The sequence below is a fragment of the Thermus sp. FJN-A genome, from assembly GCF_054655095.1.
Map to the genome: position 1 here is coordinate 1 of NZ_BAAHSC010000205.1, position 16,491 is coordinate 16,491.

The following is a 16,491-nucleotide window of genomic DNA, read 5'->3' on the forward strand; positions in this document are numbered from 1 at the left end:
CGATCCCTAGGGACCTTCAGGTCCACCTGGCCGAAGGTGGTCTCCAGCTTGCGGGGGTAGTAGCCGTTCCTGCGGCCTCCGTGCACCTGCAAGAAGGCCGTCCGGTCCAGCTCCAGAACCGTCTGCAGAACCTCGGCTACTGTCTCCCGCACCGCTTCCCTCAGCAAGATCCGCAAGGTATCCTGGTCCACGGGGCACCTCCTCGTGCTAAGGTGTGCCCCCCTATTAAACACGGGCCCTTACACATAAATCCTTACACGACCCTAGCCCATGAGAAAGCTCATTGAGGTTGCCCTACCCCTCGAGGCCATCAACCGGGAGTCCTTAGAAGAGAGATTTTCTTTTCACGGCCACCCGTCCACCCTGCACCTGTGGTGGGCCAGGCGGCCTCTGGCTTCGGCACGGGCGGTCCTCTTCGCCAGCCTGGTGGACGACCCTGGGGAGTACCTGCCTGAGGAGGAGGCCAAGGCGGAGCGCCAGCGGCTCTTTGGGCTCTTGGAGCGCTTGGTGAACTGGGACAGCGTGAAAGATCCCGAGGAAGCGGAAAAGGACAACGGGGTCATCGGGGAGGCCCGCTACGAGATCGCCAAAAGCCTCGCCCGTGCCCTGGGGGAGGAGCCCCCCGCCTCCCCCAGGGACAAGGAGCGGATCCAAGCCCTCCTGGAAAAGGCCCCCCCGGTCCTGGACCCCTTCGCTGGAGGGGGCACCATTCCCCTCGAGGCCCAGCGCCTGGGACTGAGGGCCTTTGCGGGAGACCTGAACCCCGTGGCCGTCCTCATCAACAAGGCCCTGATAGAAATCCCCGCCCGCTTTGCCGGGTTGCCCCCGGTGAACCCGGAGTACCGGGCCAAGCCCATAGGGAATAGTGCCTTTTCCCGAGCCGCAGGCCTGGCCCAGGACGTGCGCCACTACGGGGCCTGGATGCGGGAGGAGGCCAGGAAGCGCATCGGGCACCTTTACCTGGACCTGGACGGGGAAACGGTCATCGCCTGGCTCTGGGCCCGCACCGTGGCCTGCCCCAACCCCGCCTGCGGGGCGGAGGCCCCCCTGGTGCGCTCCTTCTGGCTCTCCAAGAAGGCGGGCAAGGGGGTCTACGTGGTGCCCGAGGTGCGGGAGGGCCAAGTCCAGTTCCGGGTGGAGCGGGGGGAGAAGCCCCCCGTGGAGGGCACCGTGGGCAGGCGGGGCGGGCGGTGTCTGGTGTGCGGGGCCCACATCCCCCTGGACCACGTGCGCAGGGAGGGGAAGGCGGGCCGCCTGGGGGCCAGGCTGATGGCCATCGTGACTGCGGGCGAAAAGGGGAGGAACTACCACGCCCCCACCCCAGAGCACGAGGAGGTGGCGAGGGGGGCGGTGCCGAGGTGGAGGCCGGACACGAAGCTTCCCGAGCAGGCCCTTGGCTTCCGGGTGCAGAACTACGGCCTCAGCACCCACGCCGACCTCTTCACCCCCCGCCAGCTGGTGGCCCTCACCACCTTCGCCGACCTGGTGGCGGAGGCCAGGGAGCGGGTGTACCAGGATGCCCTCGAGGCGGGCCTGTCCGATGACGGCATCCCCCTGGCGGAAGGGGGAAGGGGGGCCAAGGCCTATGCGGAGGCGGTGGGGGTGTACCTGGCTTTTGTCCTGGATCGCCTTGCAGAAAGTGGTAACTCGCTATCGAGATGGCAAAGCGGCGGAGAGAAAGTTGGTGGGGTCTTTGGTCGTCAAGCCCTCCCCATGGTTTGGGACTTCTCCGAGGTAAACCCCTTCTCTGATTCCACGCGCAACTTCATGGATGCAGTTGAATGGGTGGCCAAAGCCTTAGAAGCCCTCCCCGCCCACCCCGAGGGCCAGGCCCGCCAGGGGAACGCCCTGGACTCAGTAAACGGGGTGCCCACCCCGCCCCTCATCTCCACCGACCCGCCCTACTACGACAACGTTCCCTACGCCGACCTCTCTGACTTCTTCTACGTCTGGCTCCGCAAGTCCCTAGGGGACACCTACCCCAGCCTCTTCCGCACCCTCCTCACCCCCAAGGCCGAGGAGCTGGTGGCCGACCCCTACCGCCAGGGAGGCAGGGAGGCCGCCAAGCGCCACTTCGAGGAGGGCATGCGCCGGGTCTTCCAGAACCTCCGGGCCAAGGCCCACCCCCACTACCCCCTCTCCCTCTACTACGCCTTCAAGCAACAGGAGACCGAGGAGGGGGAGGAGGAAGAAGGAGGCACGGACAGGGTGGCCTCCACGGGTTGGGAGACCTTCCTGCAGGGCCTGGTGGATGCGGGCTTCCAGATCACCGCCACCTGGCCCATGCGCACGGAGCGCACTAACCGCTCCAGGGGGCAGAACTCCAACGCCCTAGCCTCCTCCATCGTCCTGGTCTGCCGCCCCCGGCCAGAGGACGCCCCCACCGCCACCCGCCAGGACTTCCTCCGGACCCTCCGGAGGGAGCTTCCTGAGGCCCTGCGCAAGCTCACCCAAGGAAGCATTCCCCCCGTGGACCTGGCCCAAAGCGCCATCGGCCCCGGCATGGCGGTCTACAGCCGCTTTGGGGCGGTGCTGGAACCCGATGGCCGGGCCATCCCCGTGCGGGAGGCCCTGGCCCTCATCAACCAGGTGCTGGACGAGTTCCTGGCCGAGGAGGAGGCCGAGCTGGACGCCCCCACCCGCTTCGCCATCGCCTGGTACGACCAGTACGGCTACGGCGAAGGCCCCTACGGGGACGCGGAAACCCTGGCCAAGGCCAAGAACGTCTCCGTGGCCGCGGTGAAGGAGGGGGGCATCCTGCGGGCCAAGGGAGGAAAGGTGCGCCTCCTCCGCCCCGAGGAGTACACCGCGGGCTGGGATCCCGCCCAGGACCGCCGTCTCTCCGCCTGGGAGGTGGCCCACGGGCTCATCAAAGCGCTGAAGGAGCAGGGGGAGAGCGCCGCCGCGAGCCTCCTGGCCCGCACCCCCGAGGCCCTGGCGGAAGGGGCCAGGGCATTGGCCTACCGCCTCTACGGGCTTGCCGAACGCAAGGGCCGCCTGGCGGAAGCCCAGGACTTCAACCTCCTGGCAGGAAGCTACGGCCACCTGAGCGTGGAGGCCCGCAAGACCCGGCGGGCGATACAGGAAGAGCTTTTCCGAGGTTAGCATTGACTAACCTTTTGGGTAGGTATACCATGGGGGTGTGAGGTGGGGCGCTACCGGGTGGTCTTCTACGAGGACGCCAGAGGGCGCTCGCAGGTGCGGGACTGGCTGGAAGACCTTAAGCGCCACAACCCCAAGCTCCACACTTTCGCCCTACGCCTGCTCTGGACGCTGGGGGAGCAAGGCCCGGACCTCCGCCCGCCTCTGGCCAAGCCGCTTGCTCACCTGGAAGCGCCCATCTGGGAACTCCGCCACCGCACGGGTATACGCCTCTACTACTGGCGCCAGGAAGAGCTTCTCTTCGTGGTGGCAGCGGGGGAGGTCAAGGACCAGGATAGCCCGGACCCCAAACTCCTCAAGCTGGCTGTCCAAGCCTATAAGGCCATGAAGAAGGGAAAGGTGAATTGATTATGGGCCGGCACATGGACTTCCGCCATTACTTCCAGGAGTCTCTGAAGGACCCCGAAAGCGCTCGCCTCTACCGGGAGGTTCTGGACGAGGAGCTTTCTTGGCTCCTGAGCTACCTGCGGGAGCTCAAGGGGCTTTCCCAGAAGGAGGTGGCCGAGCGCCTGGGGGTTTCCCGGAGCCGCGTGAGCCAAATGGAAACCTCCGCCGGGCTTTCCATGACCCTCGAGGGGCTGGCCCGCTACGCCCAGGCCCTGGGGCTTTCCCTGCGCCTGGAGTTCACCGACGAGGAGGGCGAGGTCCTGGCCCGCTTTGATCTGGGCGCGGACGAGCCCTTGGCTGCAGGTGCGGCTAAGGGCTGGGAGCCGGTGGCGGAAACCTGGACCACCCTGACCCAGAAGAGGAAGCAGGCGTTTGAGGAAATCGCCTAGGCCGATGGAAAGTAAGTCTGCCACCATCCGCAGGCTCTACCAGGAGGGCAAGAGCGTTTCTGCCATTGCCAAGGAGCTTGGCCTCACCTACCAGCGGGTCTACAACACCCTGCGCCGGGCGAAGCTCCTCCCCACCAAAGAGGGCGGAGAACCTTCCCCGGAAGCCTACGCAGACTTCATCGCCGGCCTGGAGATCCTGGGGGTGGAGCTCCTCGAGGTCCACGCCAAGCTGGAACGGTCGCCCCAGGGCTCCAAGCGCTTCGGCCCTCCTCCGGATGGGCTTTCTACCTTCGGCCCCACGAAGACCGAGGAGGGCTTCCAAGCGGGCCTGGAGCTTAGGCTGGAGTTCCAGGACGACGAGGGGAGCTTCGGCTTCGTCCACCTGCGCGTGGCCGCCCGCTACCGGTGCACCACTTTCCCCGACGAAGCCCTCTTCCAGGTCTTCCGGGAGCGCAACCTGCCCCTTAACCTCTGGCCTTATCTGAGAGTCTACGTGGACTTCCTCACCGCCCAGATGGGCCTGCCCCGGCTAGTGCTGCCCGCCATGAAGCTCTAGGCCCTCCGTGCCCATTTGGCCAGGCTTCCGGAGCCTGGCCGCGTATTCTTAGGAATATGGCGCTTAGCAACCGGGAAATCGTGGGGCGGGGCCTGGACCTTCTGAAGGCGGGCCTCGGCCCCTTCGTGGAGCGGGAGTACCGCCGGGTGTACGGGGAGGAATGGGCCCGGCAGGCCCTCGAGGTGCTGAAGGGCGACCGAGACAAACTGCAAGACCCCGACGCCCAGGCCCTCCTGAAGCTCATGGATTACCGCTGGCACGAGGTCTTTGACGAGAAGCTGGGTCAGTGGGGGCGCACCCTGGTGAAGGAGCTCATTGAGGTGCGCAACCGCCACGCCCACCAGAACGCCTTCACCCTGGAGGACGCCCACCGGGCCCTGGACACCATGACCCGCCTTCTGGAGATGGTGGCCGCAGAGGAAGCCCAGGAGACCGGGCGCCTAGCCCGGGAGCTTCTGCGCCGCCGCTTCGAGGAGGAGGCCAAGCGGGAGGTGGAGCGGGCGGCCAAGCTGCCCCAGCTACCCACCCCGTCCGGCCTCAAGCCCTGGCGGGAGGTGGCCACTCCCCACCCTGACGTGGCCTCGGGTCGCTTCAGCGAGGCCGAGTTTGCTGCCGACCTGGCCCAGGTCCTCCGGGGGGAGGCGAGCCCAGAGTACGGCGACCCCCTGGAGTTCTACCGCCGCACCCACCTCACGGGGGGGCTCAGGCGCCTCCTGCTGAACGCCCTCAGGCGCCTTTCGGGAGAAGGAGGCGACCCGGTGGTGGAGCTGCAGACGGCCTTCGGTGGCGGCAAGACCCACTCCATGCTGGCCCTCTACCACCTCTTCGGCGGAGGGCTCGACCCCCACGAAGTGCCCGGGCTGGAAGAGGTGTTGAAGGAAGCGGGCCTCACTCAGGCCCCCAAGGCCAGGCGGGCGGTGTTGGTGGGCACTGCCTTAGACCCTGCCAAGCGCCGCCCCAAGACGGAGGGAGTTGTGGTCCACACCCTCTGGGGGGAGATGGCCTACCAGATCGGCGGGGTGGAGGGCTACCGCCTGGTGGAGGAAGGGGACCTCCGGGGCGTGGCCCCAGGCTCCGACACCCTCAAGGAGCTTTTTGACCGCTTTGCCCCCGTCCTGGTCCTCATCGACGAGTGGGTAGCCTACCTGCGCAACCTCTACGGGGAGGAGGACCTCCCTGCGGGTACCTTCGACCAGAACCTCACCTTCGCCCAAGCCCTCACCGAGGCCGCCAAGCGGAGCGGGCGGACCCTGGTGGTGGCCTCCCTCCCCGCCTCCGACGCCGAGGTGGGGGGCGGGGGTGGGCGGGAAGCCCTCCTCCGTCTGCAGAACGTCTTTGGCCGCCTGGAGAGCGTCTGGCAGCCCGCCACCCAGGACGAGTCCTACGAGATCGTACGCCGCAGGCTCTTCCTGCCCCTCTCCGCCGAGGGCTTCCGGGACCGGGACGCCGTGGTACAGGCTTTCATGCGGCTTTACCGGGAGCACAAGGGAGAGTTCCCAGCGGAAACCGCCGAGGCCGACTACGAGCGCCGCATGAAGCTGGCCTACCCCATCCACCCCGAACTCTTCGACCGCCTCTATGGGGACTGGTCCACCCTCGAGGGCTTCCAGCGCACCCGGGGAGTACTGCGCCTGATGGCCGCCGTGGTCCACACCCTGTGGACCCGGGGGGATCCTTCCCTCATGATCCTGCCGGGAAGCCTACCCCTCGATGCCGGAGGGCCCCGGTATGAGCTCACCCGCCACCTCTCCCGCTTCCAGGAGGGCTTCGACCAGGTGCTGGACACGGACGTGGACGGCCCCAATGCCAAAGCCTTCCTCCTGGACAAGGAACGGCCTAACCTAGGCCGCCACCAGATGGCCCGGCGCACCGCCCGGGCGGTCTTCATGGCTACCGCCCCCGCCGCCGCCCCCATTGGGCGGCCTCGGGGAGTAGAGGGCATCCGGGTGCGCCTGGGGGTGGTCCAGCCTGGGGAGAACCCCTCCTTTGTGGGGGACGCCCTCAAAGCCCTCACCGACCAGCTCACCTACTTTCACGCGGAGGGGGACCGCTACTGGTTCGATACCCGCCCCAGCCTCAACCGCTTGGCCCAGGACCGGGCCGCGGCCTTGGACCCGGAGGAGGTGCGCCGGGAGCTGGTGGGTCGCATCCGTGCCTGGGCCAAGGAGCGTCCCAGCCTCTTCGCCGCCGTCCACGCTGTCCCCGAAGGTAGCGGGGACGTGCCCGACGAGCCCGCCCTACGCCTCGTGGTCCTGCCCCCCTGGGCCTCCCACACCAAAGGGGAATCGGAAGCGGAGCGCCTGGCGCGGGAGATCCTGGACCGGCGCGGGCAGGCTCCCAGGCTCTACCGCAACACCCTTCTCTTCCTAGCGGCGGAAGCCACCTCCTGGCCCGACCTGGAGGCGGCCTCGAGGGGCTACCTAGCTTGGAAGTCCATCTTGGAGGAAGCTCCCAGCCTGAACCTGGGGGATATGGACAGGGCCCAGGTGCGGTCGCGGCTTGTCGAGGCAGAGAACACCCTAAACACCCGCTTGGAAGAAGCCTACCGCCACCTCCTCAGCTTCCACCAACCCGACCCCAAGGCCCCCGACCTCGAGCTCCAGGCCCTCCGCCTCCAGGGAAGCGGCAAGCCCCTTGAGCGGGCGGCGAGCAAGGCCAAAAACGAGAGCCTAGTCTACACCGAGTGGCACCCCCGGTTCCTGCGGGACACCCTGGAACGCTACCGCTTCTTCACCGCCCGGGATTCCCAGGGCATCTTGCCCTTGCGCTGGCTTTGGGAAGCTTTCTGCACCTACCCCTACCTGCCCCGGTTGAAGGACGAGGAAGTCCTCCTGGCCTCCGTGCGGAAAGGGGTGGAGGACGGATTTTTCGGCTACGCAGAGCGCCTCGAGGGGGAGCACCCCAAGGGGGTGCTTTGGCGCGAAGGCGGGTTTGCCCCCAACCTGGCGGGGTTCCTCCTGGAGCAGGAGGTGGCGGAAAGGGCCAAGGCGGAGGAGAAGCCCCACCCCCCCGAGACCACAATGGAAAATACTGAAACTGCAACGCCAAACACGTTAGGAGGTGGATCTACCATAGCCCCGCCCGTCCCGCCTCCTCCCCCACCCCAGCCCAAGCCCAGGCGGTTCTACCTAAAGAAGGAGGTTCCTGCCACCGACCTCCTGCGGGAGGCCGACCTCTTGGCCAAGGAAATCGTCCTCCAACTGGCCAAGGAACCTGGGGTGCGGGTGCGGGTGGTCCTTGAGGTGGAGGCGGAGGCCGAAGAGGGCTTCCCGGAAGATCTCGCCCGGGCCCTGCGGGAAAACAGCAACGCCCTCAAGGCGGAGTATGGCCTCGAGGAGGCGTGAGGGGCAAGCCGAAACCCGGCTTAGGGAATCCCCTTCCCTCAACCATCTTCTCAGCCCACCCTTCGATGCTTCGACCCACCTCCCGGTCCTGCCCCAGGTCCATCCCATCGTCATCCCCGACCTGCCCAGCCTCTCCGGCCTCCTGGTGCGCCCCGGGGACCGGGTGGAGGAGGGGGAGCCCCTGGCCCGGTATGTGGACGAGGCTCCCCTGGAGGAGCTGGCCGAGAGGGCGGGGGCCAAGCAGGAGGAAGCCTCACGCCTCGAGGCCGACCTGGCCCGGTTGGAGGGGCGCTTCCGCCTGGAGAGGGAAGTCCTGGAGGGGGAGCTTGCCCGGGCCCGGGAGGCCCGGGACCGCCTGCGCTACCTGGCCGCCCAGGGGGCGGAGCCCCGGCTGAAGCTCCTGGAGGCCGAGGCCCGGGTGGAGGAGCTTCTGGCCAGGCGGAAGCGCCTGGTCCTGGACTACACCGGGGAGCGGGCCCACCTGGAGGAGCGCCTGCGGGAGGCCAGGCTGGAGGCCTCGAGGCTGGAGCGGAGGCGGGACCGGGAGGCGGAGCGCCAGCTGGTGCGCTCCCCCGTGGCCGGCCGGGTAGCCGAGGTGAAGGTGCGGGACCTCACCCCCAAGGGGGTGACGGTGGAGGTGGTGTTGGTGGGGGATTAGCGGCTTTCACACCCCACCCCGTCCCCGTCCCGGTCAAAGCGGTGCGGGTCGGGGGGAAGCACCTTGAAGTTGCGGAAGGGTATGTCCCCGCAGTCCAGGTCCGGGGGCGGCGGAGGGATGCAGACCGCGGGATAAGCGGGGTCGCACTTCCCGCTTCCCGGCCTCGAGGCCCCCTGCGCGCTCTCCCCCCACATCCCCGCCCCCCTGGCCCGGGCCTCCCGCGCCGCCTGGAGGTAGAGATCGGCGTACCGGACATTGGGCGGCACCGTGTAGGGCTCGGCCCACCCGGCGCGCACCACCTCCAGGTTCACCTGGCGGAAGCGCCTGGCCCCATAGGTCCAGTCTCCCTTGGGATCCTCCAGGTACAGGTAGGCCAGCACCCGGCGGTAGCGGTCCCGCTCCTGGACATCCAGCTCCACCCAGACCCGCTTTCCCTGGAGCAGGCGGGTGAGAAAGGCCTTGGCCTCGAGGCCCAGCCGCACCTCCTCCGGACCCGAGGTCCTCCGGTTGTACCCCGACTCCGGCGCATCTATCCCGATGAGCCGCACGGCGCCCACCCCGGCCAGCTCCACCGTGTCCCCGTCCACCACCCGCACCACTTGAAGGGGCCCCTGGAGCCCGCCTTGGGGGCTGAGGGCCAGGGCCAGACCCAGGAGGACCGCCCACGCGAGACCCAAAAGGGGCCTCATGCCCTTAGGGTAGCCCAGGCCCTCCGAGGCTCACCAAGTTCGGCCTCGAGGTCCCTTTTGCTCCTCGGAGCCCACGTAACCCAGCCACTCTTCCAGTGCCCGGTGCGAAACAATCAGCCTTCCTCCCAGCTTGACGGCCCTCAGGTTCCCGGAGTGGATGGCCCTGTAGACCAGGTTCTTGCTCAGCCCGAGGAGCTCGGCAACCTCTGCCACGCTGTAGCCCATCCTGTTGCCTGTTGTCTTGAGGCGGCCTGTTCCCGCCATCCGCTCCAAAGCACTCACGGCGGCTTCGAGGCGTTCCAGAAGCTCCCGAAAGTCAGGGGTGGGAATTACTCGAAGTTCCATAGGCTTTGCCTCGCAAGATAGCATGCTCTGGCTCGCCACAACCTCCCCCGCCCCTTCCCCCCACCCCCCCTCCCGGGGCGTCACCCTTGGGGCTCACCACAAAAACTGCCCTAAAGGAGGCTCTATGGTCGTCCTGGACGACAAAATTTGTTTTTCAAGAGCCAAAAGACCATACGCTACTCTCCCAGTGTGAACGGAAACCGCCGCTTACTCACGGTTAACCAACTAAGACAGATGCTTGGGCCCGAAATTATTGGCCGGGACTTGGCGTACAAAATAGCTCGCCAGCACGGAATTCGAATCGGGCGCAGGCTCCTAATTCCAGTACGGGTAGCAGAGGCCCTAATTGACGGGCGGTTAGAGGAGCTGGTTACGGAAAAAACGTCGAGTGACGCCAGGAGAGGCAGGGAGGGCCTGCAGTGATGCATGCCACGTTGGGTTACGTCCGCCTAGGCTACACGGTTTTGCCGCTTTCGCCAGGGGAGAAGCGGCCCCACGGGCCGGAGGAAAGCCTGGTCACCATCCGCGCCTGGTGGACGCGGGAGCCCAAGGCCGGGGTGGGCATCCTGGCCCCGGAGGGGTTCCGCCTGCCCCAGGGGAAGCGGCTTTACATCGTCAGGACCTCGGTCGAGCGGCTCCTTGCAGGAGAAAAGGAGGCCCCCCGCGTGGAGGCGCGGGGGTAGCGGAAAGGAGACTCCTATGCAGAAGTCTAATCCCATTGTAGCCGTCACCCTGGCAAAAGAGCGTCGTTGGCTTGTGTGGCGTGCTGAGGAACGGGAAGGCGGGCCGACCAAGGTGCCCTACTCTCCCAAGGGCTCTCCCAAGCCCTACCGGGCTTCGGTACGCCGCCCGGAGGACTGGGGCACCTACGAGGAGGCTCTGGCCGCCCTGAGGCGCTACCCGGGCCGCTACTCCGGCCTGGGGGTGGTCCTGGGTGGGGGGCTGGTGGGCATCGATCTCGACTGGAAGGGGTGGCCCGGGGAGGGCATTCCCCTCGAGGCCCAGGAGCTTCTGAGGCGGTTTGGGAGCTACGCTGAGCTTTCCCCATCTGGCAGGGGTTTGCACATCCTCCTCTGGGCCCACCTGGAAGGGGACCGGGCCGCCCGGTTCACCCTGGGCCCCATGGGGGTGGAGGTCTACGCCTACAAGGAGGTGGGAGGGCGGTTTTTCACCTACACGGGACTCCTCCTCCCGGGCTTCCCCCCTGAGCCCCAGGAGAGAACAGCAGAACTTCTGGACTTCCTAAAGGAGGCCCTTCCCCGGCGAGAGGAGGTGAAGCCCCCCGCCCCTCCCGAGGGGACTTCTCCCCGGAGGCTGAGGGCGATCCTCGAGGCCTATGCGGACCGGGTGGCAAGCGCCCCCGTGGGCACCCGTCACAACACCTTGATCGCCTACGCCAGGGCCGCTGGGGGGCTCCTCCCCCACGGGCTAGACCCCCACGAAGCGGAAGAAGTCCTGGTAGCCGCCGCCATGCAGGCCGGGCTTCCTGAGCGGGAGGCCCGGGAGGCGGTGCGATGGGGCCTCGAGGTGGGAAGCCGGGCACCCCTCCACCTAGAGGATCGGGGGGATTTTGGGCCAAAAGAGGTATTTTGGGCCAGCCCCTTGGCCCAAAATCCTGCATCGTCCTGGACGGCAAAAACCCGATTTTGGGCCAACGAAACATCACAATATAAGGACCCCAATCCCTGGAAGAAAGGGGGTGATGAGGGATGGCGGTGAAGCGCCTTGCCCTTCCCCAGGAGCCTCCCGTGGTGGAGTGGTTTGTGGACGAGCTCATCCCCTCGGGTTATGTGAGCGTCCTTTTTGCCAAGCAGGGGGAGGGCAAGACCCGCCTGGTGGCCTTCCTCGCCGTCCAGGCCCTCCGGCCCCAGGGGCTCTTCGGCAAGCGCCCCGTGAAGCGGGGGAAGGTGCTCATTTTGGATGCAGACGATCCCGGGGGGCTGGGCTACGCTCTTTGGCTTTGTCGCTTCCTCCGGGCCTACGAAGATGCCGATACAGCCCTCCTGGACCTCCGGGCCGTGGAGGGAGGCCTGACCCCCGAGGACGTGCGGGCCCTCGAGGAGGAGCTTCGCCAAGACCCCCCGGCCCTCATCGTGCTGGACGCCTTCTCTTCTGCCTTCTTGGGGGTGGATGTGATCAAGCCCCAGCAGGTGCACGCCCCCATCCGTGCCCTGACCTCCCTGGCCCAGGCCACGGGGGCGGCCCTCCTCCTGCTGGATCACGTAGGGAAGCTTGCCCCCGGGCAGACCGTGGCCGAAAAGGGGCCATTGGGCTCTACCGCCAAGCTCTTCTCCCCTCGGGCGGCTTTTGCCCTGGACCGCATACCCCCCAAAGAGGTGGAGGGCAGGGACGTGGTGAAGCTCACCTGTGTGAAGCAGTCCTATGCCCCCCTGCCGCCGCCCATTGGCCTCGAGCTGGTGTGGCTTGCGGATGGGGAGGGGGCCTACTTCAGGCCCTATCCCTTGCCCGAAGCAGTCACCCTGGAGGAGCGGGCGGAGAAGGCCATCCTAGAGCTTTTGGCGGAAGCAGGGGAAGAAGGCCTCCCCCGGAAAGCCCTCCTGGAGGAGGTGGTCCAGCGGGGCAACGTCTCCGAGCGCACCGCCAAGCGGGCCCTATCCGGGCTCAGGGAACGGGGGCTGGTGGAGGAGGTGGCGCTTCCGGGGAGAGGAGCCCCTAAGGTTCTCCGACTCCCCCGCCCTAATCTCTCTATGCCCTTGGCCCAAAATCGGGAAAATGCCGTCCAGGACGAGGAAGGATTTTGGGCCAACTCCTTGGCCCAAAATCGGGAGCTTGGCCCAAAATCGTCCCCCCTCCCTCCCCCCGTGCCAACCCCCCAGTCTGGGCTTGAGGAGGTGGAAGAATGGAGCCCTTGACCGTGAACCTGCTGGGCGTCCTAGAGGAGGCCACCTACACGGTACGCCGGGAGGGGGAGCGGGTGGTCTTCTCCCCTGCCCCGCCCCCTGAGCACCGCCCTACCCTGACTGCCTGGAAGCATGCCCTTCCCCACGCCCTAGAGGAGGGAAAGCGTATTCCCGCCCGGGAACTCCTCCGGCTGGAGCGCCTGACCTGCATCCTCCTGGCCCGGGAGGGCGTCCCCGAACCCGTATGGGCCACCTTCTACTACCCGGCCCAGAAGGAGCCCGAGCGGGTCCTGGCCCCCGTCGAAAACCTCTTCCCCCACCTCCTCTGGCGGGCTCGGAATCTCCCCGCCCCCCGGAGGGTGCACCTAGGCTCTACCGATGGCAGGATGGTCTTGGACCTCGAGGCCCCCCTGGTGATCTTCCTCCGGGTGGAGAGGAGCGGGCGGGTGGAAATCTACGGGTGGCCCGATGCACGGATGCGGGTCTACACAGAAGCCGCTGCCCGGGGACGAATGAACCCCAACCACATACTGCTGGAACGACAGGGAAAGTCAGTACATGGTAGCTACTGGACAGATATCCTCTAGACCCTAGGTCGCTAGGGGACCCACCCTTTCCGGGCATAGTGCCCCCCACCATACCCTCGCCCCCCTATTTTTCTGCCCCTCTCCCTCCTCCGTTCAGGAGGTAACCAGTGACTCCGGAAACAAAAGGTGACGCGTACAACAAGAACTGCCCCTTTGCGGAAAAAGGGGCGATTTCGCTTGTCCTGGACGGGATTTCTAGGGCTTGATCCCTTCCTTATACAGCTTCCACATGTAATCCCGCTGGTGGCGGGTAAGTCCCTCGACCCTTCCCCGGGCCATCTCCATCAATAACCTCCGGTGTCGAATAGGCAGCTCTTCGGATTGCGCCAAGGTCCAGTAGTAACCTTGTCTAAGCATCCCCTTAGGCCACACCCTGCCAAAAAGCACTACAATCCTGCCAAATCCCGGTACGGCAACAACAGGAAAAGGAAACGGGCAAGGCGAGTCTGGATGGAGAACCCACTTTTCAATTACCTCCCCCTGGATCTCAGGGTACTCAAAATATTCCCAGAGCAACCGAGGGCGAAGGCACTCCAGAAGAGCCACGTCAGGTTCCTTTACCCAGTTTGCCACCCTCCCAATGCAGTTCCCCAAAAAGAGCGCCATGAGGTCGAAGGGCCGGCTCCTCACCCCGCTTAGGACCACAGGCACGGGCAAGCCGAGATCAATCGCGCGCCGCAACTCTCCGTAAGGGACTGCCATTTACTTGACCTCCTCAGGCGGCAGAGCCCGGAGCCAGTCGTCGAGGAGTTCAGCCAGGCGCTTCCAACCTCCAGCCCGCTTCGCCAGACGCCGAAGGCCCCGGTAGACAGACTCTTTTCGGGCCGCAGGGGTATCTGGGGCCACAATCGCACGCACCTCCCGGGCGAACGCTTTCTCATCTGGAATACCCCACTTCGCTCGTTCCAGAAACGTGCTGAACAGGGGATGCGCCCGTACCCTGCGCTGGGCCAAAACCCGAAACACCGGATCTCCAACCAGCCGCGCCTTAGCCAACTCGTAGAGGGCAGGTTCCTCCAAAAAGGTCCCCAGGTAGTAGACTGCCTTACTTGGCTTAAGACCAAACACTCCAAGCAACCTAAGGGTCAACGCATTAGGAACAAGGTCATGCTGATTGCCTTTAGACTTTGCCGATAGGATTTCTCGGAGCACAGCTACAAACACCCCTAGGGGTACGTCAGCCATAGAAAGCAGTGCGTCAATTTGCAGAGCGCGATCTAGATCGGAATGGGGAACAACCAAGCCAGAGTCTGCTGTAAAGCGAATTCCCAGAGCGTTGAACTGAGCCATGCCCGTCACGACCAGGACGGGCACCTTGAGGTCGCCCCCACCTTCTCGCTTCTCAGCGATGCGCTGGAGGGCGTAATAGCGGTAGTGACCATCGAGTAAAACGAAAGGCGGATTAACCAACGTCAGCCGTCGGTACACGACGAGAGGGTGGATAAGGCCGTTCCTGAGGATCGAGTCGCGGAACCGCTCGATCACCTCCCAGTTGTAATGAGCCCTGGGTGGAGTGGCGTTAGGCACGATTTGGCTGATGGGCACCCACTCAATGGGCGTGGAGGTGTCGCCAACCAACGTGACCCGCCCCTCAACGATCACTTCTCTTGGGGACAAAACCCTCAGGGTAGCCATGTGAAGGGCTTGCTGGTCCGCCTCAGGCCAAGCCTGGCTTTGGGCCTCGGTTTGGGGTGGTCTGAAGAGAGCCCCTAGCATATACCAAACCATAGTCGTCCCCATCCCCCAAACGCACTTTTCGAATAACCTCCCCCCTCTTAGGAAGACAGTCCATCTAAAGGAGCAAGGATTATAGCCCCGCTAGGTAGGATGTAGCCAACTATGGGAAAGGCTTTGCCTTTGCCAGAAGCGACGGGAGGAAAGCATGGCACGCGGTAAAGGAGGAGGCTCCACCTATTACGACGCCACCAAGAGCAAATGGGTGGCCGAGCTCAAGTGGGTTGATCCCGCTACGGGCAAGCTCCTCAAGGCGAAGCGCTACGCCAATAGCCGCCGCGAGGCGGAAAAGCTCTTAGCCGAGCTGGTAGACCAGAAATCCAAGGGCCTCCTGGCCGAACCCTCCAAGCAGAGTACCCGCGAGTTTGCCCTGGAGTACCTGAAGCGCCTGGAGCGGGAGGGCTTGCGACCAAACTCTCTCCGCCTCGCCAAAGAAGAACTCATGCGCGCTATGCCCTCCCTCAAAGACCCTTTTGCCCATGATCCCTTAGGCCGCATGCGCTTGCAGGAGGTACGCCCTGCCCACATTCGCGGGGTGCTAGACAGGGTCATGGAGCAGGGGTACTCGGCCAGAACGGTCGGCAAAGTCCTCATGCGCCTAAAGGCCCTCTTCCGCGAGGCACTCCGCCTAGAGCTGGTGGCCCGCAACCCCGCAGAGGCGGTGAGCCTACGCCTATCCCAGGGGGAGAAAGCCGCCCGGGCTCTGGAGCCCCACGAGGTGGCCCGCCTCCTGGAGGAGGCGGAGCGGTCCAAAAGCCCCGATATGGCCCTCCTCCTCCGCCTTATGCTGGCAACGGGGCTACGCCGGGGGGAGGCTCTTGCCCTGCAATGGCGGGACATCGATTTCACCCGAGGAGAACTGACGGTATGGCGTTCATGGACCAAAGTAGAGGGCAAGGGAACTTTCAGCGCTCCCAAGACCAGGCATGCCCGTAGAAAAGTCCCCTTACCCCGGGGACTACTCCTGCGCTTGCAGGAGCGCCGCCAGAAGCTTCTGGAGCGCCTAACCCCGGAGGAGCTTTGGGAGCTCTTCCTCTTCGGCGGTGGAAAACCTTATGACCCGGATGCCTTCAACCACTATCTCCGCCGCCTGGCAGAGAAGGCAGGCCTGGGTCGGGTGCGGGTGCACGACCTCCGACACACCTGGGCCTCCCTGGCCCTCTCCCGAGGCATCCCCCTGGAGGTGGTGAGTGAGCGCCTGGGCCACGCAAACCCCAACATCACCTTGGGCATTTACCGCCATCTCCTGGAAGAGGAGCGCCGGGGTTATGTAATAGACTTGGAAGACCTCCTAAAAAGCTCTGGAAACAGGCCCCTAGCCTGAGCAAATGGCCCTCCAAATAGCCCCCTAAAGCACTTCCCCCCTCGCTACCGAGGGGGGAAGCTTTGCGTCTTCATCGTGGTGGGCGATGGTGGACTTGAACCACCGACCTCACGCTTATCAGGCGTGCGCTCTGACCAGCTGAGCTAATCGCCCCCGCACGCAAAGAATAGCTTAGCTAGGGGCCCGCCTCCCGTCAAGATGCCCGCAAACCCGTTAAAGCCCCCCTTGACACAGGTGCTTTGGTCTGGTAGTTTTTTCTTTGCGCTGCCTGGATGGTGGCGGGGGATCTTGAAAGCTGGGGTGGATGGATAGGAGCCCAGGGCCACGTGTGGAGCGTGGTCTTTGAGGGTCAAGATGCTAAGGGCCCACGGTGGATGCCTTGGCACCCGAGCCGATGAAGGACGTGGCTACCTGCGATAAGCCAGGGGGAGCCGGTAGCGGGCGTTGATCCCTGG

16 protein-coding genes, 1 tRNA gene and 1 rRNA gene are annotated in these 16,491 nt (G+C 65.5%); 12 read left to right on the forward strand and 6 right to left on the reverse strand.

All coding sequences use genetic code 11. From position 1 onward, the window contains the following. Window positions 1-233: transposase (locus ACYQ0J_RS09955; protein ID WP_460171984.1), on the reverse strand; the 233-nt coding region annotated here is incomplete at its 3' end. Between the two features lie 37 nt (window positions 234-270). On the opposite strand from ACYQ0J_RS09955, the gene ACYQ0J_RS09960 reads away from it, so the two are divergent. The 6 genes from ACYQ0J_RS09960 to ACYQ0J_RS09985 are packed head-to-tail and all read left to right on the forward strand — an operon-like array spanning window position 271 to window position 8,496. Further along, window positions 271-3,105, forward strand: a complete 2,835-nt coding sequence (locus ACYQ0J_RS09960) for a DUF1156 domain-containing protein (RefSeq protein ID WP_018110664.1) — start codon at window positions 271-273, stop codon at window positions 3,103-3,105. Window positions 3,106-3,147: 42 nt separating this feature from the next. Further along, window positions 3,148-3,510 carry a type II toxin-antitoxin system RelE/ParE family toxin gene (locus tag ACYQ0J_RS09965; RefSeq protein WP_018110665.1) on the forward strand — a complete coding sequence of 121 codons (363 nt, stop codon included), beginning with the start codon at window positions 3,148-3,150 and terminating at the stop codon, window positions 3,508-3,510. 14 nt (window positions 3,511-3,524) lie between these two features. Then, window positions 3,525-3,938 (forward strand): helix-turn-helix domain-containing protein, encoded by a 414-nt coding sequence (locus tag ACYQ0J_RS09970; protein WP_018110666.1) that lies wholly within the window; start codon window positions 3,525-3,527, stop codon window positions 3,936-3,938. A gap of 4 nt (window positions 3,939-3,942) precedes the next feature. After that, window positions 3,943-4,494, forward strand: a complete 552-nt coding sequence (locus ACYQ0J_RS09975) for a helix-turn-helix domain-containing protein (protein ID WP_018110667.1) — start codon at window positions 3,943-3,945, stop codon at window positions 4,492-4,494. A gap of 56 nt (window positions 4,495-4,550) precedes the next feature. Beyond that, window positions 4,551-7,838, forward strand: a complete 3,288-nt coding sequence (locus ACYQ0J_RS09980; RefSeq protein WP_028494585.1) for a Swt1 family HEPN domain-containing protein — start codon at window positions 4,551-4,553, stop codon at window positions 7,836-7,838. Then, window positions 7,819-8,496, forward strand: a complete 678-nt coding sequence (locus ACYQ0J_RS09985; protein WP_018110669.1) for an HlyD family secretion protein — start codon at window positions 7,819-7,821, stop codon at window positions 8,494-8,496. The genes ACYQ0J_RS09980 and ACYQ0J_RS09985 overlap by 20 nt, the downstream gene beginning before the upstream one ends. On the opposite strand, the gene ACYQ0J_RS09990 is transcribed toward ACYQ0J_RS09985, so the two are convergent. Then, on the reverse strand, window positions 8,493-9,185 hold the full coding sequence (locus ACYQ0J_RS09990) for a thermonuclease family protein (RefSeq protein ID WP_018110670.1): 693 nt from the start codon (window positions 9,183-9,185) through the stop codon (window positions 8,493-8,495). The genes ACYQ0J_RS09985 and ACYQ0J_RS09990 overlap by 4 nt on opposite strands. Window positions 9,186-9,215: 30 nt before the next feature. After that, on the reverse strand, window positions 9,216-9,530 hold the full coding sequence (locus tag ACYQ0J_RS09995) for a helix-turn-helix domain-containing protein (protein ID WP_211207069.1): 315 nt from the start codon (window positions 9,528-9,530) through the stop codon (window positions 9,216-9,218). A gap of 434 nt (window positions 9,531-9,964) precedes the next feature. On the opposite strand from ACYQ0J_RS09995, the gene ACYQ0J_RS10000 reads away from it, so the two are divergent. The 4 genes from ACYQ0J_RS10000 to ACYQ0J_RS10015 are packed head-to-tail and all read left to right on the forward strand — an operon-like array spanning window position 9,965 to window position 12,978. Beyond that, entirely contained in the window at window positions 9,965-10,213 is a 249-nt protein-coding gene (locus ACYQ0J_RS10000) for a bifunctional DNA primase/polymerase (protein WP_460171985.1), read from the forward strand. 16 nt (window positions 10,214-10,229) lie between these two features. Beyond that, the gene (locus ACYQ0J_RS10005) at window positions 10,230-11,249 is read left to right on the forward strand and encodes a DNA primase (protein WP_245563398.1); all 1,020 of its coding nucleotides are present in this window, start codon (window positions 10,230-10,232) and stop codon (window positions 11,247-11,249) included. Next, window positions 11,240-12,403: an AAA family ATPase gene (locus tag ACYQ0J_RS10010; RefSeq protein WP_018110672.1), complete on the forward strand. Its 1,164-nt coding sequence runs from the start codon at window positions 11,240-11,242 to the stop codon at window positions 12,401-12,403. Before ACYQ0J_RS10005 ends, ACYQ0J_RS10010 begins: the two co-directional genes overlap by 10 nt. Then, window positions 12,400-12,978: a hypothetical protein gene (locus ACYQ0J_RS10015; RefSeq protein ID WP_460171986.1), complete on the forward strand. Its 579-nt coding sequence runs from the start codon at window positions 12,400-12,402 to the stop codon at window positions 12,976-12,978. Before ACYQ0J_RS10010 ends, ACYQ0J_RS10015 begins: the two co-directional genes overlap by 4 nt. Before the next feature lie 195 nt (window positions 12,979-13,173). Here the strand turns inward: ACYQ0J_RS10015 and ACYQ0J_RS10020 are convergent, their stop codons facing one another. Both ACYQ0J_RS10020 and ACYQ0J_RS10025 read right to left on the reverse strand, forming a co-directional pair. Further along, window positions 13,174-13,635 (reverse strand): hypothetical protein, encoded by a 462-nt coding sequence (locus ACYQ0J_RS10020; protein WP_460171987.1) that lies wholly within the window; start codon window positions 13,633-13,635, stop codon window positions 13,174-13,176. Between the two features lie 45 nt (window positions 13,636-13,680). Beyond that, window positions 13,681-14,694 (reverse strand): ParB/RepB/Spo0J family partition protein, encoded by a 1,014-nt coding sequence (locus ACYQ0J_RS10025; protein ID WP_169378094.1) that lies wholly within the window; start codon window positions 14,692-14,694, stop codon window positions 13,681-13,683. Window positions 14,695-14,860: 166 nt separating this feature from the next. Here ACYQ0J_RS10025 and ACYQ0J_RS10030 point away from each other — a divergent pair, with 166 nt between their 5' ends. Then, a complete protein-coding gene (locus tag ACYQ0J_RS10030; protein ID WP_018110676.1) occupies window positions 14,861-16,036 on the forward strand; it encodes a tyrosine-type recombinase/integrase in 1,176 nt (391 codons plus the stop codon). Between the two features lie 76 nt (window positions 16,037-16,112). Here ACYQ0J_RS10030 and ACYQ0J_RS10035 read toward each other — a convergent pair. Beyond that, a tRNA-Ile gene (locus tag ACYQ0J_RS10035) sits at window positions 16,113-16,189 on the reverse strand. A gap of 194 nt (window positions 16,190-16,383) precedes the next feature. On the opposite strand from ACYQ0J_RS10035, the gene ACYQ0J_RS10040 reads away from it, so the two are divergent. Then, window positions 16,384-16,491 (forward strand): 23S ribosomal RNA (locus ACYQ0J_RS10040); the annotation flags it as partial.